The organism is Paenibacillus sp. SN-8-1 (assembly GCF_050995535.1).
In the GTDB taxonomy this organism is placed as follows: domain Bacteria; phylum Bacillota; class Bacilli; order Paenibacillales; family Paenibacillaceae; genus Fontibacillus.
Map to the genome: position 1 here is coordinate 1,117,721 of NZ_CP194782.1, position 20,183 is coordinate 1,137,903.

18 protein-coding genes are annotated in these 20,183 nt (G+C 46.5%); 14 read left to right on the forward strand and 4 right to left on the reverse strand.

The features are described from left to right. Nucleotides 1-36: 36 nt before the first annotated feature. Both ACRRNK_RS05270 and ACRRNK_RS05275 read right to left on the reverse strand, forming a co-directional pair. The gene (locus tag ACRRNK_RS05270) at nt 37-951 is read right to left on the reverse strand and encodes a TIGR01777 family oxidoreductase (protein WP_433945746.1); all 915 of its coding nucleotides are present in this window, start codon (nt 949-951) and stop codon (nt 37-39) included. A 169-nt stretch (nt 952-1,120) separates the two neighbouring features. Beyond that, a complete protein-coding gene (locus ACRRNK_RS05275) occupies nt 1,121-1,591 on the reverse strand; it encodes a DUF2621 domain-containing protein (protein ID WP_433945747.1) in 471 nt (156 codons plus the stop codon). 154 nt (nt 1,592-1,745) lie between these two features. On the opposite strand from ACRRNK_RS05275, the gene ACRRNK_RS05280 reads away from it, so the two are divergent. Both ACRRNK_RS05280 and purU read left to right on the forward strand, forming a co-directional pair. Next, a complete protein-coding gene (locus ACRRNK_RS05280; protein WP_433945748.1) occupies nt 1,746-2,867 on the forward strand; it encodes a deoxyribonuclease IV in 1,122 nt (373 codons plus the stop codon). Nucleotides 2,868-2,895: 28 nt separating this feature from the next. Further along, nucleotides 2,896-3,795, forward strand: a complete 900-nt coding sequence (gene purU / locus ACRRNK_RS05285; protein WP_433945749.1) for a formyltetrahydrofolate deformylase — start codon at nt 2,896-2,898, stop codon at nt 3,793-3,795. Nucleotides 3,796-3,886: 91 nt separating this feature from the next. Here the strand turns inward: purU and ACRRNK_RS05290 are convergent, their stop codons facing one another. After that, nucleotides 3,887-4,519 carry a GbsR/MarR family transcriptional regulator gene (locus tag ACRRNK_RS05290; RefSeq protein ID WP_433945750.1) on the reverse strand — a complete coding sequence of 211 codons (633 nt, stop codon included), beginning with the start codon at nt 4,517-4,519 and terminating at the stop codon, nt 3,887-3,889. 268 nt (nt 4,520-4,787) lie between these two features. On the opposite strand from ACRRNK_RS05290, the gene ACRRNK_RS05295 reads away from it, so the two are divergent. The 8 genes from ACRRNK_RS05295 (at nt 4,788) to ACRRNK_RS05330 (ending at nt 13,244) form a co-directional block, all read left to right on the forward strand. After that, a complete protein-coding gene (locus tag ACRRNK_RS05295) occupies nt 4,788-5,615 on the forward strand; it encodes a carbohydrate ABC transporter permease (RefSeq protein WP_433946810.1) in 828 nt (275 codons plus the stop codon). A gap of 13 nt (nt 5,616-5,628) precedes the next feature. After that, nucleotides 5,629-6,471: a carbohydrate ABC transporter permease gene (locus ACRRNK_RS05300; RefSeq protein ID WP_433945751.1), complete on the forward strand. Its 843-nt coding sequence runs from the start codon at nt 5,629-5,631 to the stop codon at nt 6,469-6,471. Nucleotides 6,472-6,528: 57 nt separating this feature from the next. After that, a complete protein-coding gene (locus ACRRNK_RS05305; RefSeq protein WP_433945752.1) occupies nt 6,529-7,854 on the forward strand; it encodes an ABC transporter substrate-binding protein in 1,326 nt (441 codons plus the stop codon). Between the two features lie 2 nt (nt 7,855-7,856). After that, nucleotides 7,857-9,341 carry a CehA/McbA family metallohydrolase gene (locus ACRRNK_RS05310; RefSeq protein ID WP_433945753.1) on the forward strand — a complete coding sequence of 495 codons (1,485 nt, stop codon included), beginning with the start codon at nt 7,857-7,859 and terminating at the stop codon, nt 9,339-9,341. A gap of 39 nt (nt 9,342-9,380) precedes the next feature. After that, nucleotides 9,381-10,136, forward strand: coding sequence for an HAD family hydrolase (locus ACRRNK_RS05315; protein WP_433945754.1), 756 nt, complete (start codon nt 9,381-9,383; stop codon nt 10,134-10,136). 25 nt (nt 10,137-10,161) lie between these two features. Beyond that, a complete protein-coding gene (locus tag ACRRNK_RS05320; protein ID WP_433945755.1) occupies nt 10,162-10,494 on the forward strand; it encodes a DMT family transporter in 333 nt (110 codons plus the stop codon). A 365-nt stretch (nt 10,495-10,859) separates the two neighbouring features. Continuing rightward, a complete protein-coding gene (gene tkt / locus ACRRNK_RS05325; RefSeq protein WP_433945756.1) occupies nt 10,860-12,896 on the forward strand; it encodes a transketolase in 2,037 nt (678 codons plus the stop codon). A 36-nt stretch (nt 12,897-12,932) separates the two neighbouring features. After that, nucleotides 12,933-13,244, forward strand: a complete 312-nt coding sequence (locus tag ACRRNK_RS05330; RefSeq protein WP_433945757.1) for a pyrimidine/purine nucleoside phosphorylase — start codon at nt 12,933-12,935, stop codon at nt 13,242-13,244. A 701-nt stretch (nt 13,245-13,945) separates the two neighbouring features. On the opposite strand, the gene ACRRNK_RS05335 is transcribed toward ACRRNK_RS05330, so the two are convergent. Continuing rightward, on the reverse strand, nt 13,946-14,842 hold the full coding sequence (locus tag ACRRNK_RS05335; protein WP_433945758.1) for an NAD(P)-dependent oxidoreductase: 897 nt from the start codon (nt 14,840-14,842) through the stop codon (nt 13,946-13,948). Between the two features lie 173 nt (nt 14,843-15,015). Here ACRRNK_RS05335 and ACRRNK_RS05340 point away from each other — a divergent pair, with 173 nt between their 5' ends. The 4 genes from ACRRNK_RS05340 to ACRRNK_RS05355 all read left to right on the forward strand — a co-directional run bounded on the left by ACRRNK_RS05340 (nt 15,016) and on the right by ACRRNK_RS05355 (nt 19,931). Then, on the forward strand, nt 15,016-16,371 hold the full coding sequence (locus tag ACRRNK_RS05340) for a glucose-6-phosphate isomerase (protein ID WP_433945759.1): 1,356 nt from the start codon (nt 15,016-15,018) through the stop codon (nt 16,369-16,371). A gap of 115 nt (nt 16,372-16,486) precedes the next feature. After that, on the forward strand, nt 16,487-17,119 hold the full coding sequence (locus tag ACRRNK_RS05345) for a YigZ family protein (protein ID WP_433945760.1): 633 nt from the start codon (nt 16,487-16,489) through the stop codon (nt 17,117-17,119). Between the two features lie 6 nt (nt 17,120-17,125). Further along, nucleotides 17,126-17,707: a TetR/AcrR family transcriptional regulator gene (locus ACRRNK_RS05350; protein ID WP_433945761.1), complete on the forward strand. Its 582-nt coding sequence runs from the start codon at nt 17,126-17,128 to the stop codon at nt 17,705-17,707. 1,159 nt (nt 17,708-18,866) lie between these two features. Further along, complete coding sequence (locus tag ACRRNK_RS05355; RefSeq protein ID WP_433945762.1) at nt 18,867-19,931, forward strand: sulfate/molybdate ABC transporter ATP-binding protein; 1,065 nt, start codon at nt 18,867-18,869, stop codon at nt 19,929-19,931. Nucleotides 19,932-20,183: the final 252 nt, after the last annotated feature.

Below are 20,183 nucleotides of genomic sequence, written 5' to 3' on the forward strand. Positions count from 1 at the left end.
CATGAAATTTATAGTTTGCATATACGCCCTAGTTAATCATTTGTGTTCCTTTAAATCATAAAGGGCCTCCAGCAAGGTTGGAAATTGATATGTAAATCCATGCTCAAGTGCTTTGTGTGGCAAAACCCTTTGCCCATCAAGCAGCAGTGTGGATTGCTCTCCTAATATAGACTTAAGCAAGAAAGCCGGAAGGGGGAACCAGTAGGGGCGATGGACAACCTTCGCAACCGTTCGTCCGAACTCATCATTCGTTACAGGAGATGGGCTTACAGCATTGATGGGTCCTGCGATTACGGGGTTCATCACAGAGTAATCGACTAACCGTACAATATCCTTCAAATGTATCCAGGACATCCATTGCTGTCCGGTTCCCACTCTTCCGCCAAAACCTAGCAGATACGGCAAGCGCATAAGCGGATAGGCTCCTCCCGAATTGCCAAGAACAACACCGGTACGCAGGGTGACCATGCGGACTTCCTGGTTCGCCAAGGATGCTGCCTCATGCTCCCACTTCAAAGTTACTTCTGATAGAAAATCCTGCTTAAATGTAGGACTATTCTCATCGAATTCCTTCGTCAGCGAGGTTCCGTAAATACCCACCGCCGAACCTTGAACTATAACACCAGGCTTCTTATGAAGCTTGTTAACTAGTGCTGTTACCGCTTGAACGGAGCTTAGGCGTGAGTTCAGAATCCTCATCTTGCCTTTCTTAGTCCATCGTTGATTGAGAGAAGAGCCTGCCAAATTGACCAGCGCATCTAGGCCTTCCAATGCTCCTGGTGATCTCTCAAGTTCTTCCCAGGTAATATAATTTGGATTATTAGCAGCTCTCTCTCGATCGGCAATTGGAATCTTGCGCGTAACGATGATGACCTCATGGCCCTTTTCTAACCAATAAGACACGAGAGCGCTCCCGATAAATCCTGTTCCTCCACAGACAGCCATCCTCACATTGATCCCTCCTTCGATGAGCGGAACTAATAAACTATTAACTATGTAGACATGTAATCAATCGATACTATTAGGACTCCAATCTGGCTATACTAAGCTTATAAAAAGAACCCACCTAGCTGCAAGCCAATAAGGTGGGTCCGCTTTTGATATTTCAAGCTCATCTCTATCATTTATTCATTAAATGCTGGTAAGGCGAGTAATCAATCTCATTCTTCTTCAGAAATTTGACAAGGAACTTGTTATCACGCTTTGGTGTAGCAACAATATATCCTTTAATGCAGTGGTCACGAGTCACTTCGGATGCGCCGCTCTCGATGGCGATTTTGCCAATTTCAGCAGCAATGGAGTGCTTGGCAATATCTCGAAAAGCCTGAGGAACAGGGGATACCAGCATATCCAGAAAAGCTTTGGCATCATCGGTCCACATCGGACGGCTCCGCTCAACCCAATAATTCTGCCAATCCAGCTTGGACTTGCCATCTGCCTTTGGCAGCACTTTCATAAATTTGCGGAACATAAAGAATCCGCCGATTGTCATGGTACCCAGCATAATAAATCCCCAGAAAACAATGGAGTTCATGAACCAGCGGTCAGGCCCAGAGGAAACAGCGAACGAGAAGACGTTCCAATGGTACATCTATTTTCTCACCTCAATCTTGAATATCACATCTGGCATTATGAGCCTTTTTTTGCTATTGATTATTAGGAATTATACCTTATTTCTAGATTTATTTGAATATTCACGCTAAAATATACTGAATCAAGTTCATTTACTAAGGGGGATACAAGAAGTGCTGAAGATCGGTTCCCATGTTTCGTTATCCACTAAGGGATTGCTTACTGCCACTGGCGAGGCTGCCTCATACGGCTCAAGCTCTTTCATGATATACACAGGCGCACCACAGAACACTCGCCGCAAACCTATCGACTCACTGTTTATTGAAGAAGGCAAAGCAGCAATGGCTGAAGCTAATATAGACGAGATTGTCGTGCATGCCCCTTATATCATAAATTTGGGCTCCTATAAGGAGAACACCTACCAATTGGCGGTCGATTTCCTTAAGGAGGAAATTCGCCGTACGCATGCACTGGGTGTAAGGAATATTGTACTTCACCCGGGCGCTTTCACAGACAAAGACGCGGATTATGGAATTGACCGCATTGCCGCTGGACTCAACGAAGTTCTAAATGGTACAACTGAGACGGACGTAAGCATTGCACTTGAGACGATGGCCGGAAAGGGAACCGAAATCGGAAGAACCTTTGAGGAGATTGCTCGGATCATTGAGCAGGTCGAACACAAAGAACGCCTGACGATCTGCCTCGACACGTGCCACATTCATGATGCTGGATACGACATTGTTAATAATTTGGATGGCGTATTGGACGAGTTCGATCGGATTATCGGTCTGGATCGGATCGCGGTGGTGCATATTAATGATAGCAAAAACCCGGTAGGTGCCGGCAAAGACCGCCACACTCCGATCGGCTCCGGCTGGATTGGATTTGAAGCGATTCGGCGTGTGGTTCACCACGAGAAGCTTCAAGGACGTCCATTTATTCTGGAGACGCCTTGGATTGGTAAAGACGCTAAGACCCAGCGTCCAATGTACGAAGTGGAAATTGCCCTGCTCCGCGGAAATGTGGCTGAACGGTTCGGTGAGAGCTTTCTATCCGAAGTTGAACAAATTCATGCTTTCTTTAATAAGCAGGAGATTTATCCCCGTGCCTTCATCATCAGTACATGGGAACTGCTCAAGAGTGACGCCAAGGCGAAGAAAGCCGATCCGCGTGAACCGCTGGAACGTCTTTATGACTCTATTGTGGAAGCGGGTCTGTTCCCTGAATTGTCAGAAGAACAAATCAATCAACGTATTATTGCCTGGCTGGCAGTAAATGAGCTTACGGTTTAGGTAAATTGAAGGAGGATTTTTGTAACAAATGGACACTCATGTGAAATCAGGTCTACTGCCTGTAAAAGAATATCAACAACATCGCGCACGTATGCTAATCTCCTGCCCTGACAGTCCGGGGATCGTGGCAGCTGTATCACATTTTCTTCATGAACACGGAGCAAACATTGTTCAATCGGATCAATATACAATGGATCCTGAAGGCGGCATGTTCTTCATGCGCGTCGAATTTGACCTGAACGATCTGAGCGGCCGGTTAATGGGGATCAAGAGTGATTTCCAGGAAATTGCGGACAAGTTCCAGATGGAGTGGAATATCTTCCCGCTGAATGAGAAGAAGAAATTGGCTATCCTGGTATCCAAGGAGGATCACTGTCTGGTCGAGCTGCTATGGCAGTGGCAGGCCGGCGATCTGGATGCCGATATCTCGATGGTCATTAGTAATCACCCGGATATGCGGGAGTATGTGGAATCCTTCGGAATTCCTTACCACCATATCCCGGTTACTCCAGATACGAAGAAAGAAGCGGAGCAGCGCCAGCTAGAATTGTTGAATGGTAATGTGGATCTGATTGTGCTTGCCAGATACATGCAGATTGTATCGCCGGCTCTAATTCAGCCTTACCGGAATCGGATCATTAATATCCACCACTCTTTCCTGCCGGCATTTGTTGGAGGGAAGCCTTATGCTCAGGCTTATGACCGCGGAGTTAAGATCATTGGGGCTACCGCGCACTATGTGACAGAGGAACTTGATGGAGGTCCTATTATTGAGCAGGACGTTCAGCGCGTAAGCCACCGGGATAATGTAAGTGAATTGAAGCGTATTGGCCGGACCATTGAGCGGGTTGTATTGGCTCGCGCAGTGAAATGGCATATTGAGGACCGTATTCTCGTTCACCAGAACAAGACGGTCGTGTTTAACTAATCGTTTTATAATATTAAGGCACCCTGGCAAGTACGGGATACATTCCCATCTTACGCCAGGGTGCCTTTTGTCATTTGTATTCAATTTCCATTCAATCACTTTCAAGATCGCCGGATGTCTCCTGCTTAACGATATCTTTGGTCTGCTCAAACAAGTGTCCATCCTGGAGCATATCGATGAACTGCTGCATCCAGCTGTAGAATTCAACGGCGTGATAGAGTTTGTGCAGATCCTTGAGCGCGTTCTGGCGGATATCCTCTGAGGTACTCGGATGGAGAATTAATTCCTTTAGATCGGGAAGGACTTGATCAATGGCTTCCATCATCACATCGCGTTCCCTCTGAAATTTGGTGGAGAAGAAATTACGAAAAGTAACGTAAAAGTCACTCTGAGCACGATACAGGTCCTTGCGATCTCTCTTGGTATCCAGCTTCTCAATCATTCGTGAATCCAGCAGTGAACGGGCTGCATAGCTCATGTTGCTCTTGCTCATCCCCATTTTGTCTTTCATCTCTTCGAGTGTCATGGGTTCGTCTTCAAAGAACATGGTCCCATAAAGGGCTCCGGCCGATGGGGTCACTCCATACAAATCCATAGTTACACTGATTGCTCCGATAACCCGGTTTCTAAGTTCGATCCACTCTCTATACTTTCGCTCATCTTCTCTCATGGCTTCCATACCTACCCACCATCCGAATTCAAAAATTGTTGAATCTTTATTCATTATAACGGCTATTCTGACTTATTACCTAGAAAAACTACTATTTTTACAATTTTGATCAAAAGAGGACCGAGAATTTACCTGGTTTTGACCCTTGTTTTCTAAATGAATGTACAATATTTACTATACATAACGAATAAAAAGCGAATTATGACGTTGTTACAACAACAATTCAAGAAAAATTGTACATATAAAAAGTTAGGGGCTGTTGTAGTTGAAGAGATTTCGTAAGTGGGGAGAAATACAAGTGCTATGGTTCGCCTTGCCCGCAATGCTACCATTGACCGTCTTTTGGATCATACCCATGTTCTACATTATTTATCTGAGTATGACGGATTGGGATCTTATGAGTCCTGTTAAAACCTTTGTAGGACTTGAAAATTACACTTATCTTTTTAAAGATCCTGAATTCTACCAATCCCTACAGACGACCTTGATCTTTACTGTGGGAAGTGTGATTCCGACCATGATCGGCGGTCTTTTGCTGGCCCTGCTGTTGAACAGCAAGCTGGCAGGTTCAGGCATATATCGTGCCATTATTTTTTCCCCATGGGTTACCCCGACAGTTGCGGTGTCTATCGTGTGGGCGTGGATATTTGAGCCGCGTTCAGGAATGGCTAATGCCATTCTCAGTGAATTGGGCATGCATACTGTTTCATGGCTGCAGAATTCGGTTTGGGCGATGGTTGCCATTCTTATTGTGACCATTTGGAAAGGGCTAGGCTGGGTCATGGTATTCTATCTGGTTGCTCTACAATCCGTACCTGATAGTTTGAGGGAGGCGGCACAAATTGATGGTGCTGGCAGACTAACCTGCTTCTTCAAAGTTACTCTGCCACTTATATCACCGACTACATTCTTTCTTTTCATTATTCAGACGATTGATTCGCTGCAGGCTTACGACCAGATTAATATTTTGACTCAAGGCGGTCCCGCGGGTTCAACGCGTACGGTATTGTATCTGTACTATCAAGCTGCCTTTGACCAGTTCAATGTTGGCCAAGCTTCGGCAGTCGCGCTTTTACTCGTGGTCTTTACCGCACTTTTCTCGTTAGCATCTATGTTTATGTCCCGCAGAAGTGTTCATTATTTATCGTAAAGGAGAGACCTCTATGAAATTAAGTCATATGCTTCCAAGGCTCTCACGTCATGTTTCTCTACTAGTGATCAGCCTGATCATAGCATTTCCATTCCTGTGGATGATCACGAGCTCTTTAAAGTCTGATGGGGAAATTCGGAGTTTTCCACCAGTGCTGTGGCCTGAAAGACCGCTTTGGAACAACTTCTCAGAAGCGTGGAGCGCGGCTCCTTTTGGACAGTATTTACTGAACAGTGTCGTGGTTGCGTTAGTGATTGTACTTATCCAAATCATGAACTCAGCCATGATGGCTTATGCGTTAACACATATGAACTTTCGGTTCAAAAATGCATTGATGGCGATCATTCTAACAAACTATATGCTGCCTGTATCCGCGACTTATCTTCCGAGCTACATTATCTTGTCCAAGCTTGGTCTCATTGACACTTACACTGGGCTTATCATTTCCAATGCCGTCAGCATCTTCTCAATCTTTCTGATTCGTCAAGCTTTCATGCAGCTGCCCAAGGAGCTCGCGGAGGCGGCAAAGATCGATGGGGCTGGGCATGTGCGTATCTTATTCTCAATATTGCTTCCCCTTGCGCGATCATCTTTCATCATTTTGGCTCTACTGACCTTTATAACGAACTACAACAACTATTTCTGGCCCATGCTGATCACGAAATCACCGGAATTAAGTCTGGTATCTGCCGGTTTGAGGTCCTTTTTCGTCGAGGGCGGGGGTTATGGAATGAAGTGGTCACTAATTATGGCAGGCAGTACTTTCACAATCTTACCGCTGCTCATCCTGTTTGTTATTGCTCAGAAATGGATCATAAAGGGGGTGAGCAATGCCTTCAGTGTGAACAAGGGATAGGAATCTAAACGAATTCACTTCAAATTAATTAGAGAAAAGTGGAGGTTAGTGAAAATCATGCGTAAATCTAAATCTATTATGGCATCAATTCTAGTCCTTACATTTATCTTATTGTCCGCCTGCGGGAACAAGGGTCAAGCAGACTCGGCGGCCAATTCGGCTGCAGACGCTACTAAAAGCTCGGAGCCTGTTGAAATTGAATTCTGGTACGGTCTTGGCGGTAAGCTTGGTGACAATATGAAACGCTTGATTGATAAGTTCAATTCTTCTCAGAAGGAAGTTGTCGTGAAGCCAGTAGTTCAGGGTAACTATGACGAAACCAAGAAGAAGCTGCAAGCGGCAATGGCCTCCGGGAACGTGCCCGCCGCTGTACTATCCTCTGATATCAGCTGGGCCAAGAAAGGGCTATTCGCTCCGCTGGATGACCTGATTGCCAAGAATACGTCCTTTAATACAGACGACTTCATTCCGACCTTCCTGGAACAAGGCAAAGCAGACAATAAGCAGTATTTTATTCCGATGTATGGGACGACTCAACTTCTCTATTATAATAAGTCGATGTTCGAGAAGGCTGGCGTAACTGAAGAAGATATAAAGACATGGGAAGGCCTTGCCGAAGCCGCGAAGAAATTGACGGTGAAGAATGGTGGCAATGTTACTGTGGCCGGTTGGGAACCGATGTGGGGTTACGAGAATTTGCTTGATGCTGTTCTCAGCAAAGGCGGTAAAGTGCTAAGTGATGATGGCAAGACTCTATTGATCGATAGTCCTGAATGGATTCAGACTTGGGACAGCTTCCGTAAATGGATTCATGAAGACAAAACTATGGCTATCCATTCCGGGGGCCAAGGCTGGGAATATTGGTATAAGACGATTGATGACGTCATGCAGGGTCATGCAGCCGGATATACAGGATCAAGCGGAGACCAGGGCGATCTGGATTTCACCAAATTAGCCGCAGCTCCGCAGCCAGGCTGGAACGGACACGCACCGGCTCCTGTAGCATCTGCCATTCTTGCAGGAATTCCAGCAGCAGCATCACCCGAGCAGCAGGCGGCGGCTATGAAATGGTTCACCTTCTTCACAAGCACATCGACTACAGCTGACTGGTCCATGAATACAGGTTATATCGCGGTTCGAAAGTCAGCAATGGAAGAGCCAGCGTTTAAAGCTTTTGCCGAGAAAAATCCACAAAGCAAACAGCCGCTTCTTCAAGCTCAGACCGCCTCGGCTCCATTTATTGACCCTACTGGCGGGAAGATTACGGATGCACTCAAAATCGCTGCCGATAAATTGGAAATTCAAAACTTACCGGCTGATCAAGTGCTTAAAGAGGCTAAAGAAACGGCTCAACGCGAGCTGGATCGTGTGCAAGGGAAATGAATATGAGATATCAGGAAATTAAGATCGAGCAACAGGGACAGCAAGGAATCTCATTCCAGCATTCTTTTACACTTGATAAATCTGGTGAATGGCTCGCGGTGCGAGCCGTTCACCCTCTTACTAAATGGCTGCAGATCGTGATTAAAGATCCAGAGGGAAACATTCGGATGCAATATCTTGGCAAAGGGGATGAGAATACGCTGCTGCTCACAGCTGGGCCCAAGGATTCAACCTGTGGTTCGGTACCTGGAGCGATACCAGCGGGGAATTGGACCGTTCAAGTCTTGGCCATTAATCATGAACCGGCCCCGCCATACATTCTTCATATACAATCTGGAGAAGGAGCACCAGAGATTGAAGGAACGCTTCATCAGGTAGGGGCACAGTTATGGAGCAGCCTGTCCGCAGCATCAGAATCTCTAAATTATGAGAACTATGACTGGAACAGAGTTTTGTCCAAGGAGTCCCGGTGGTATCGTGGGGACTTCCATATGCACACAAGACTTACAGACGGGAAACAGACCGCTGAGGAATTGAATGCTCAGGCGGCCAGGCAAGGGCTGGATTTCATTGTCGTAACCGAGCATAACTTCCTTACTACAGGCTGGCCTGAATCCGATCTGCTGGTCATTCCCGGCGTTGAAATAACCTCCAGCCAGGGCCACTTTAATGTCCTGGGCATTCGTCGCTGGATTGAATGGTTTGAAGACGGGGGAGTACCTGTTTTTGAGACACCTGCAGGAATGGAGAGCATTCTAGCTGAAGCCCGAAGTCAAGGTGCGGTGTGCAGCATGAACCATCCGGAGCTTGCCCCATGGGATTGGCAGCTGGATGTGCGTCTGGATGCATTCGACACGATTGAGATCTGGAATGATCCAACCTTCCCGGATAACGAGAAGGCGACAGAAGAGGCTTTGAAGCTATGGGATTTCCTCTGGAAGAACGGAGTTGTCTTATGGGGTGTAGGAGGCAGCGACACGCATAATCTTCCACATGAGAGCTATGTTCCGGGTGGACTTCCATCTTTGGTAGGCGACCCTGTTACCTGTTTGTGGAGTGAAGAGTTGTCCGTTCAAGGAATACTTAATGCGGCCCGCTTTGGCAGAAGCTACGTAACAAGGGGGCCGGTGCTAGAGCCGCGTTTGTACCGTGACGATCTGGTATATAGGCCCGGTGATCATGTGTTACAGGAAGAACAACAAAACTCCCTATTGATATATGAGTATGAACTCCATGTACAAGAAGCTGGCGAGGGAAGCTATATCAGGTGGATGGTTGATGGGTTGGAGGCAGGATTAACCGGGTGCAGCCAGGGAGGAACCTATACATACTCCTTTACTTGGCCGCCGGGTGAGTATCACTTTATTCGGGCAGAGATTCGTGACTCGTCGGGAAGTCTCTTAGCCTTTATCAACCCGATTTACCAGGGAACTCCTGTACCTAAACTGAGTACATGGGGGGAACTTAAGGCACAGATGAAGATCTAAGACAATAGATGATCAAGTACAAAATAAGGGGAGCCGGGAATGCCAAAGTTGATAGTCTCAGGCCGGGAATATGAAGTAGACGGCATATTATTTGATAAAGATGGTACACTGATTGAATTTCTCCCTCTATGGGGCGGATGGGCACAGATCATGACAGACCAGGTTGCAGCAGCAATCCGCAGCGGAGAATTCCCGGTTCCACTTGAAGTTAGGTGTGAATGGTTAGGAATAGAAATGGATGAACAAGGCCAAATAACCGGATATGATCTGGGAGGACCTTTATCGATTGCTTCAATTCCGGAAATTGAAGGGATACTTGCCTGGCAGCTGTACAAGCATGGATTAGCATGGAATGAGGCTATAGCTAAAATTCGTAATTTCCGGATGAAAGCCTCGCAGTATATTGAACGTGAGCGCCCAGTCTTTCCGGTGCAGGGGCTGCAAGGTTTTCTGGGTAAATGTAACGAACTGGGCGTGCCGCTCGGTGTAGTTACCGCAGATCAAACGGATGAAGCGGTCAAACACCTAAGCTTAATAGGCATTGATGGCTACTTCAAGACGATCATCGGTAGTGACCTTGTATCTGAAGGAAAGCCATCTACGGAAATTGTCTATAAGGCTTGCAGAGAACTGGGGATTGCCCCAAACAGGACCGTATTAGTTGGTGATACTGGCGGGGACATGCAGATGGGGTTTGACGCAGGCATGGCGGTTACGATTGGAATCAACAGAAACGGCAGTTTGATCGGCGCGAAAGAAACAATAACCTCTTACGATGCTCTTATCATTAATTAGGATATATATCAAAGGAATGAAGCCAATGGGCTGGTTATACTTAGGTGCTGCAATTGTTCTGGAACTTACCGGTACCATGATTATGAAATATTCAGTAGGATTCTCAAGGCTAATGCCTTCGATCCTCATGTTTGTTTTTTACGGATGCAGCTTTACATTCTTAAGCTTCGCGGTTAAAACACTCGAACTCAGCATGGCGTATGCAATCTGGTCAGGCCTTGGCACCGTGTTGATTACGACTGCGGGTATACTCCTGTATGGGGAACAAATTAATCTGTTGAAAATTATCTGTGTTGCATTAATTGTCCTTGGCGTGATGGGACTTCATTTTGCTTCATCATCAGGTAAAGCGGGTTGAAATCATTAGTAATGACTTGGCCTCATCAAGGGTGACATGGGTGTGCGATATGCATCCCGGCTCGGATGAGGCTTTTTGAACTTTTGAACGGAGCAGTCCGTTCTTCTTGTATAGTATAGTTTGGTCAAAGTTAGGGAAGTTGTAATCAGGTAGGATTTTGCTCATTCTGTCAGGATGTACAATTCTTGTGCGAAAAACTGCGAAAAAACACGTTTCATGGGATTTATGGACAGACAGTCTGGAAATGGAGCCCTTAATTGTGGTACAATGCATAAATAAGTCAAAATGACTTTTTCAATTTGGACGTTATGTTTGATCCATAAAATCAAACTTAATCTAAAGACATTTGAGGAGGAAACAAAGTAATGGCTGATCAAATCAAGGATATCGCTGACAACAACGTAATCGATAATTTGTCGATTGCCACCATTCGTACCCTGTCTATCGACGCGATTGAGAAAGCAAACTCCGGTCACCCGGGCATGCCGATGGGATCTGCTCCTATGGGCTATCAACTGTTCGCAAAAACAATGAATCACAATCCGGACCATCCAACCTGGATTAACCGCGACCGTTTCGTGCTGTCCGCTGGACATGGTTCGATGCTTCTATACAGCTTGCTGCACCTGAGCGGTTATGATCTGTCCCTTGATGATTTGAAGCAGTTCCGTCAATGGGGAAGCAAAACTCCAGGACACCCTGAATTTGGGCACACTGCCGGCGTAGATGCTACAACTGGACCACTGGGTCAAGGTATTGCGATGGCAGTAGGTATGGCTATTGCTGAAGAGAATCTGGCAGCAACATATAACAAAGACGGCTACAAAGTCGTTGACCACTATACTTATGGCATTTGCGGCGATGGAGACTTGATGGAAGGTGTATCATCTGAAGCTGCATCCCTTGCAGGTCACTTGAAGCTGGGCAAATTGATCTTCCTGTATGACTCCAACGATATCTCTCTTGACGGTGAGCTTAACCTCAGCTTCTCCGAGAATGTCAGACAACGTTTCGACGCTTATGGCTGGCAGACTTTGCTGGTTGAAGACGGTAACGATCTGAGCGCGATCGCTGCTGCGATTGAAGAAGGTAAGAAGGATACAGCTCGTCCAACTCTTATCGAAGTGAAGACCGTAATCGGATACGGAAGCCCGAACAAGCAAGGTAAAGGCGGCCACGGCGGTACTCACGGTTCCCCGCTTGGTGCTGAAGAAGCTAAGCTGACCAAAGAATTCTATAAATGGGTATACGAAGAAGACTTCTATGTACCTGATGAAGTTCGCCAGCACTTTGCTGACGTGAAGAAACGTGGTATTGAAGCGAACAAAGCTTGGGATGAGCAATTTGCGAAATACAAAGCTGCATTCCCTGAGCTTGCTGCACAATTTGAACAAGCTATTGCCGGCGAACTTCCAGCTAACTGGGATGCTGAGCTTCCTAAGTACACTTCCGCGGACAAAGCGCTGTCTACTCGCGTAGCTTCCGGTAATGCACTTAATGGTCTTGTAAAAGGAGTTCCACAGCTTCTCGGCGGATCTGCTGACCTTGAAAGCTCCACAATGACTCACTTGAAAGGCCTTCCTGTTCTAACTCCGAACAGCTACGAAGGACGCAATGTGTACTTCGGTGTTCGCGAGTTCGGTATGGCTGCGGCTATGAACGGGATTGCTCTTCATGGCGGACTCAAAATCTTCGGAGGTACGTTCTTCGTATTTACAGACTACCTGCGTCCAGCAATCCGTTTGGCTTCTATCATGGGGCTTCCTGTTACTTACGTACTTACCCATGACAGTATCGCAGTTGGTGAAGACGGCCCGACACACGAACCGATCGAGCAGCTTGCTTCGATTCGTATTATCCCTGGTCTGACTGTCATCCGTCCGGCTGATGCTAACGAGACTTCAGCAGCTTGGGCTTATGCGGTAGAGAATAAGAGCAACCCGGTTGCTCTCGTATTGACTCGTCAGAACCTGCCTGTGCTTGAGAATACGGCAGAGCTTTCCCGTGAAGGAATCAAACGTGGTGGTTATGTGGTATCCGATGCCAAAGATGGCAAGCCGGTTGCCCAGTTGATCGCTACAGGTTCTGAAGTTCAGCTTGCAGTTAAAGCTCAAGCAGCTTTGGCTGAAGAAGGTATTCAGGTTCGCGTCATCAGCTTGCCAAGCTGGGATCTGTTCGACAAGCAGGATCAAGCTTACAGAGATTCTGTTATTCTTCCAGATGTTAAAGCTCGTGTTGCCATTGAAATGGCTCATCCGTTTGGCTGGGAGCGTTATGTTGGGGAGAAAGGTTCCATTATCGGTATCAGCACGTTCGGCGCATCCGCACCTGGCGACAAAGTGATTGCTGAGTATGGATTCACTGTAGAGAATGTTGTAAAACACGTTAAAGCTCAACTGTAATAAACGACAATCGACCGAAAAGGGGAACGGAAAACGATGCCGCAATTTCAAAATGTAACCGTAGATAAAGCAGCCAATATTTATTTTGATGGAAAAGTAACCAGCCGTGCCGTGTACTTGCAGGATGGAAGCAAAGTTACACTGGGTATCATGCTGCCTGGTTCTTATGAATTCGGAACAGACACGGAAGAGGTTATGCTGATTCAATCCGGAGATCTGAAGGTTCTTCTTCCAGATGAGACGGAGTGGAGAGAAATCAACGGTCAGGGCGAGTTCACGGTTCCCGCAGGTCGTAAATTCAAGCTAGAAGTGAGTAAAGTGACGGATTACTTGTGCTCATACAAATAATTACCCTCCCAAACCCTCCCTTCCAAGGGAGGGCCCCAAGGGCTACGCCCTCTGGACACCCGAAATGGGCCTAGGGAGATTGGATGGCTGGACTTAGCTCGGAAGGGCTTAGGATCGCTTGCCGTCCCTTCGGGACCCGCTATCATTGGGGATGGGTCTGGTAACTGAAAAGACTGGCATAACAAGCGGCTTCAAAGCGTACGGAGTTTAATTCGTGCTTTGGAGCCGCTTGTCGTCCTTTCAGGACACGCTTTACGTCTGCGGGGGTGATGGTGAAGCTGCATAGGATTATGCGTTCTGGCGTGCAAGGAGGCGCTGTCCCTGCGGGATGCGCTTGGGGATGAGCAAGACTGAGTGAGTGGCAGGGCTTGCTTTTTGGGTTGTTTGTTTCGAGCTGGGAGGCGCTGTCCCTGCGGGATGCGCTTAGGTTGAGCAGGGAGCTGAGTGAGTGGCAGGGGTAGCTTTAGGGTTGTTTGTTTCGAGCTGGGAGGCGCTGTCCCTGCGGGATGCGCTTGGGTTGGAGCAGAGAACTTAATGAGTGCAGGGGTGGCTTTTGGGTTGTCTGTTTCGTGCTGTGAGGCGCTGTCCCTGCGGGATGCGCTTGGGTTGGAGCAGATACTTGGTTAGTGAGCACCTGGGTATGAATGCAAAAGAAGGGCAGCCAAGTTGGCATACCCTTCTTTTGTAATGGTGATGTGGGTTTACAGCTTTTTACCGGCGATCGTCTGGCCGATCCAGCTCTCATAGATTTTTACGACGGCGGACAGATCCTCCTCGCCATAGCCTTGGGTCTGGCCGGCTTGGAACAGGCTCTTGGCCAGGTTCAGCATGGGAGACGGGATGGAAGCGCCATCGGTCAGGGAAGAAGCAAGCTTAAGATCTTTGAGCATGAGCTGCAATGAGAATTGATTGCTGAAATCATGATCGATAATCTTCTGGCCCTTTAGATCGGCGGCTTTACTTCCTGCAGAGCCGAGCTGCACCAGTTCAAGGAATGCGTCAGCCGGGAGGCCGGACTTGGAAGCAATGGCGAAGCCTTCGGCAAGTGCCAGGTTGTTGATGCCTACCATCGTATTGTGGGCAAGCTTCGCGACGGAGCCTGTTCCGTTGTCGCCCATATGTAGGATCTTTTTACCTATCGTTTCAAAGATGTCTGAGGTTGTCTCCAGGGTATCCGCCGGGCCACCGACCATAAATACAAGCGTGCCGCTGACAGCCGCCGGAGAGCTTCCGGTAACGGGTGCGTCCAGGAAGGAGCCGCCAAGCGCTGTGATTTGGGAAGCAAGCTTTCTGGAAAGTGAGGGGGAGATGGTGCTGCAGTCAATCACAATGCTCCCTGGGTGGAGTCCCTGGAGGAGTCCGTTGTCCCCTTCGTAGACATCCGCGATTGAATTGTCATCGCTGACCATGGTAATGATAACATCATTCCCTTCAGCTGCTTCGCGGGGCGTTGAGACTGCTGTGGCGCTTTCCTTAACTAAGGCCTCTGCCTTGGAGCTGGTGCGATTATATACAGTAACTGGGTATCCTTTTTTGAGCAGATTGGAGACCATAGGCGCGCCCATCGTGCCCAAACCGATAAATCCGATTTTCTTCATCAAAAATTCACCTTCTATTGTCGAATTGTGCTACGGTTAATATTTTACCACGCAACAAGGTGAACGTGTACAATGTGCCCTTGTCTTCACCTGGAATATACAGTATTCTAGGTTTAGTTGTTTTTTGGATAGGCAGATTAACCCATACAAATATAAACGGAGGTAGTTTTGTTATGTCAAAAAAAGTAACTTTTGATTACAGTAAAGCTCTTACGTTCGTCGGTCAACATGAAATTGACAATCTTGCAGAGCCGGTTCGTGTGGCTCATGAACAGTTACATAAAGGAACGGGTGCTGGTTCCGATTACCTGGGCTGGATCAACCTTCCTACAGAATATGACAAGGAAGAATTCGCGCGTATCCGTCAGGCTGCAAGCAAAATCCAGAACGATTCTGAAGTGCTGATTGTAATTGGAATCGGTGGTTCGTATCTGGGAGCCCGTGCTGCGATTGAAGCTTTGTCTCATTCGTTCTACAACACTTTGCCGAAGGACAAGCGTAAGACTCCGCAGATTCTATTTGCCGGAAATAATATCAGCTCCACTTATGTAACGCACCTGCTTGATCTGATCGAAGGCAAAGACTTCTCGGTTAACGTGATCTCCAAATCCGGTACGACTACCGAGCCGGCTATCGCATTCCGTATTTTCCGTGCAGAGCTTGAGAAGAAATATGGCAAAGAAGAAGCCCGCAAGCGCATCTACGCAACCACAGACCGCGCAAAGGGTGCCCTGAAGAAGCTTGCCGATGAAGAAGGCTACGAGACGTTTGTTATCCCTGACGATGTAGGCGGACGTTATTCCGTACTTACTGCTGTAGGTCTTCTGCCTATCGCAGCTGCTGGCATTGATGTTGAGCAGATTCTTCAAGGCGCTGCAGATGCTTCCAAAGAATTCAGTAACCCTAACCTTGCCGAGAATGCAAGTTATCAATATGCGGCTGTGCGTAATGCCTTGTACCGTAAAGGTAAAGTAACCGAAATTCTCGTGAACTACGAGCCATCCTTGCACTTTGTATCCGAATGGTGGAAGCAGTTGTTCGGTGAAAGTGAAGGTAAGGACTTTAAAGGGATTTTCCCAGCGTCCGTGGACTTCTCAACTGATCTTCACTCTATGGGTCAATTTATCCAAGAGGGTAACCGGAACATCTTTGAGACTGTTATTCAGGTGACGGATGTGGATCATCATATTACGATCGAATCTGATCCAGATGATCTGGACGGTCTGAACTTCCTGACAGGTAAGACGCTGGACTTCGTGAATAAGAAGGCTTTCCAAGGAACCTTGCTTGCACATACGGATGGTCAAGTACCTAACCTGATTGTTAACGTTCCTGATTTCTCTCCATATTCCTTCGGTTATCTGGTGTATTTCTTCGAGAAAGCCTGCGGTATCAGCGGTTATCTGCTCGGAGTTAATCCATTTGACCAACCAGGTGTAGAAGCCTACAAGAAGAACATGTTCGCCCTTCTTGGCAAGCCTGGGTATGAGAAAGAGAAAGCTGAGCTTGAAGCAAGACTTTCCGAATAGTATCTAAGTTATTCCTGAAATAAGAGCAAGAGATAAATGTGTACAAAGAGCAGTTCGCCACTAGCCGGCCGGACTGCTCTTGGCACATCATCATACGTCTGAAAGGTAATACGCTATGCTAGAGAGATACAGAACGGTCAGAGAATCCGGCAGCAAAGAAATCGTCATCAAGAAGTCCAGGTTTATTGGTCACATCATGCCGGCCCAAACGGAATCCGAAGCGATAGCCTTTATTGAGCAGGTTAAGAAGGAACACTGGAATGCCACACACAATTGTTCAGCCTACATGATTGGTGAACGTGACGAAATCCAGAAGCAGTCTGATGATGGGGAGCCGAGCGGCACAGCCGGCAAACCTATTTTGGAAGTCATCCGCAGTCAAGGGCTCAAGAATGTGGCTATTGTAGTTACCCGTTACTTTGGTGGAATTATGCTGGGAGCCGGCGGGCTGATTCGAGCTTATACCGATGGAGCTGTCGCAGCCATAGAAGCCGGGGAGGCAATTACCCGTGTCCTGCATCGGCAAATTTACGTCGAAGTTGATTATACTTGGCTTGGCAAGATTGAGAATGAACTTAGAACGCGAGGCGTGCGAACAGGTCAGTCTTCTTTTGCAGATAAAGTTACATTGTTATGTCTGCCTGAGAATCAAGAGGCTGATAGTTTTACTGCCTGGATGATCGATTTAACACAAGGACAATCCGTGATTACAGAAGGTGAGAGGATTTACTTTATCGAAGGGGAATAATGCGAAATGGCAAGAAGAGCAGTGGAACAGGAGTTGTCGAGGGACAGAATTATGGATGCCGCCAGGCATCTGTTCATAACAAAAGGATATCGTGCGATATCGATGAGAAGTATCGGGCAGCATCTGGGTTACAGCCACGGATCACTCTATTATCACTTTAAAGAGAAGGCCGAGTTATTCTACGCAATTGTCGTACAGGACTTCAATCATGTGGACCTGTTGTTTCGTCAGGTCATCAGCAGCCCTCCGGTAGAAGGATTAACCAAGGTGGAGCAGCTTATGCTGGAATTTATCAAATTTGGAATGGAGCATCCGCATCAATACGAGATTATGTTTATGCTCCGTGATGAAGAGATCCTGTCTTATTGCCGGGCAGAGCAATCCAAGTGCTTTGATTTGTTCTCAGCCATTGTGAAGAAATATATGAGAGAAGAAAACCATCCTTTTGCTCAGCATACGTCGGTTCCGCTTAGCATGTTTTTGGGTCTGCATGGATTCATTTCATTCTATATACAGGATCATCTTACTTTTGAAGAGATTCAACCTGCTGCCATTGCCCATGTCAAAATGCTGAGTCATAGCCTCTAAAATTACGCGTCGAGAGACGTATTTATTTTTACTATGTCGCTTTAATAGGGTACACCAATACATCACTGTAGCTGTAACTCTTCATAACGTTAATATACTAATGCATGTTTCTTTATCAAATTTTTACGCCCGGTCCGCAATGCGGAGCTGGGCTGCTTGTCATCTTGCATAAATAATTACGGTACTATTTGCACGTCCATCAGAATAGATAACGGCTAAAGCTACGGGCGTATCTAGCAGATGGATACCTGGTCTTCTATATGGATTGAACTAAAGACTGCGTGATCGACGCTCATTTCTTTAGTTCATTCCATATAAGTAACAGGAAATTAAAAAGAAGCCCCCAAGGGCTTCTTCTTAAGTATTATGTTTGTTCATTTAGTCGTCTTCGGTTCATCATAAAGCCATTTCCCTGAGATATGAGGAATTTAGGACTCAATTGTTCTGCAGCCTCTCTGAATGAGACCGAGCAGCCAAGACACAAACGGTTATGACGAATCGAAGTTCCGCAGCATTCACAAGGATAAGTGAGATTCTTGCAGTTCCTTGGCAGTCGTCCCTCTTTAATAAACTGAATGATAACAGACTTGTTTATATCAGTTGCTAAGCTCAGCTCGTCAGTAGATGTATTTGGAGATCTCCAAAGCAGGTCAAGACATTGGGTAAGCTCATAATCTAGTTTAGCACTACAATTGGTACATAAGTCCCTGAGATTCTTTTTATATACAGACCCACAATTAGGACAATTGCTTGTTAATAGTTCCATTTTCATCATTCCTTGCAGGTAGTATAGGTAGAAAGTTCTAGTTATATCTTACTGTATGACCCATGCTGGATCAATAGATTTGGATAAAAAAATATATTTCAAGAGGCCAAAGTAACTTTCTCTTTCTATCATTAACAAAAATCGGTCTAATCTAAACATTATTTTGTAAGATTTTACGATCCGGAAATAAATCAACAAATCTATCGTTTAGAAAAGATCTCGAAAAGTCGTACGAAACAATTGACGATGGAAGCGGGAATTTGGTAAAGTAAGTGATAAGTAATAATACCTAGTATTTTGATGAGAATTTTGTTCAATCGGTGATTGACTATACCGGACAATGATATAGATGTGAAGCCTGCTGCTTGATGTGATGAAGGGACGTGATTGGATATGCACGTAGAAGTCAAAAATTTGGATAAGCATTTCGGTTCTTTCCATGCAGTTAAAGATGTCAGCTTTGGCATCCAGAAGGGCCAATTAATTGGTCTGCTTGGTCCCAGTGGTGGCGGGAAGACCTCGATTCTGCGGATGCTCGCAGGCCTGGAGAGTCCGGATTCTGGAGAAATTCTATTTCACGGACAACGGGTGAACCATTTAACGCCCCAGGAGCGAGGAATTGGATTCGTCTTCCAAAGCTACGCTTTATTTAAGCATATGACCGTATTTGATAATATAGCCTTCGGATTGAAGGTGAAGAAAGCGCCTAAGGATAGCATCCGGGACCGCGTTATGGAACTGGTCGAGCTGACGGGACTGAAGGGATTCGAGCACCGGTATCCTCATCAGCTGTCGGGCGGACAGCGTCAACGTGTAGCTTTTGCCCGTGCGCTTGCGCCGGAACCGCAGCTGCTTCTCCTGGATGAACCCTTCGCAGCTATCGATGCCAAGATTCGTCAGGAGCTTCGTTCCTGGCTTCGTGAGTTAATTGAGCGCGTAGGAATTACCTCAATCTTTGTCACTCACGACCAGGATGAAGCTATTGAAGTCGCAGATGAAATCATGATTATCAGCCAGGGCCAATTGGAGCAGAAAGGAACACCTTGGGATATTTATAAAGACCCTTCGACGCCTTTTGTAGCCCAGTTCATTGGTGAATCTACCTTGGTAGACAATGCGGCCAAGCTGAAGGGCTTTGATGAAGCGAGCAAAGGCAGCGATACCAAGGCATTGATCCGTCCAGAGTATATTGAAGTAGGGACAAAGCATGAGTTCCAGGTGCTGTCAGCAACGGATAGCGGGATCGTGAAGCATTTGCATTTCCGCGGCAGCCAGTGGCTGGTTGAAGTTGAGGTTGGAGGTTATATTCTAACGACTTACCGTTCATTGGAGAAGGAGAATCTTCATGTAGGACAGCAGGTTCAAGTGCTTGTTCACAGGGCTTATCTCTATAATGAAAAGGGAAGCTGGATGGCTGAGAACCGGTTCAAGGTTGACCCGCTGACCGTAATTATTTAGCCATACTCCATTGTAATCTGAATGCATAACCGAAGAATATTTCTTCGGTTTTTTTGCTATTCTCCAAAAGTTCCGGCTTGTTGTTTGCCCGTAAGATATCTTAATATCTAACAATTTAGCACTAAGATGACGATATAAAAGAGCATAACGAATATCTATTCTATATCTATTTCTAAAGGAGAATTTAGGGCATGAGTACATAGTTATCTTTCTTAACAAAACTAACATCAAGTGCAGCCGTGTACAGAAAGA

Excerpts from the sequence above, each read along its gene's own strand:
- ACRRNK_RS05340 (WP_433945759.1), top strand. The coding sequence starts at position 15,016 with ATGTCAAAAAAAGTAACTTTTGATTACAGTAAAGCTCTTACGTTCGTC.
- ACRRNK_RS05290 (WP_433945750.1), bottom strand. The coding sequence starts at position 4,519 with ATGAATAAAGATTCAACAATTTTTGAATTCGGATGGTGGGTAGGTATG.
- ACRRNK_RS05350 (WP_433945761.1), top strand. The coding sequence starts at position 17,126 with ATGGCAAGAAGAGCAGTGGAACAGGAGTTGTCGAGGGACAGAATTATG.
- ACRRNK_RS05320 (WP_433945755.1), top strand. The coding sequence starts at position 10,162 with ATGGGCTGGTTATACTTAGGTGCTGCAATTGTTCTGGAACTTACCGGT.
- ACRRNK_RS05300 (WP_433945751.1), top strand. The coding sequence starts at position 5,629 with ATGAAATTAAGTCATATGCTTCCAAGGCTCTCACGTCATGTTTCTCTA.
- tkt (WP_433945756.1), top strand. The coding sequence starts at position 10,860 with ATGGCTGATCAAATCAAGGATATCGCTGACAACAACGTAATCGATAAT.
- ACRRNK_RS05295 (WP_433946810.1), top strand. The coding sequence starts at position 4,788 with ATGCTACCATTGACCGTCTTTTGGATCATACCCATGTTCTACATTATT.
- ACRRNK_RS05310 (WP_433945753.1), top strand. The coding sequence starts at position 7,857 with ATGAGATATCAGGAAATTAAGATCGAGCAACAGGGACAGCAAGGAATC.
- ACRRNK_RS05275 (WP_433945747.1), bottom strand. The coding sequence starts at position 1,591 with ATGTACCATTGGAACGTCTTCTCGTTCGCTGTTTCCTCTGGGCCTGAC.
- ACRRNK_RS05305 (WP_433945752.1), top strand. The coding sequence starts at position 6,529 with ATGCGTAAATCTAAATCTATTATGGCATCAATTCTAGTCCTTACATTT.
- ACRRNK_RS05335 (WP_433945758.1), bottom strand. The coding sequence starts at position 14,842 with ATGAAGAAAATCGGATTTATCGGTTTGGGCACGATGGGCGCGCCTATG.
- ACRRNK_RS05315 (WP_433945754.1), top strand. The coding sequence starts at position 9,381 with ATGCCAAAGTTGATAGTCTCAGGCCGGGAATATGAAGTAGACGGCATA.
- ACRRNK_RS05345 (WP_433945760.1), top strand. The coding sequence starts at position 16,487 with ATGCTAGAGAGATACAGAACGGTCAGAGAATCCGGCAGCAAAGAAATC.
- purU (WP_433945749.1), top strand. The coding sequence starts at position 2,896 with ATGGACACTCATGTGAAATCAGGTCTACTGCCTGTAAAAGAATATCAA.
- ACRRNK_RS05330 (WP_433945757.1), top strand. The coding sequence starts at position 12,933 with ATGCCGCAATTTCAAAATGTAACCGTAGATAAAGCAGCCAATATTTAT.
- ACRRNK_RS05355 (WP_433945762.1), top strand. The coding sequence starts at position 18,867 with ATGCACGTAGAAGTCAAAAATTTGGATAAGCATTTCGGTTCTTTCCAT.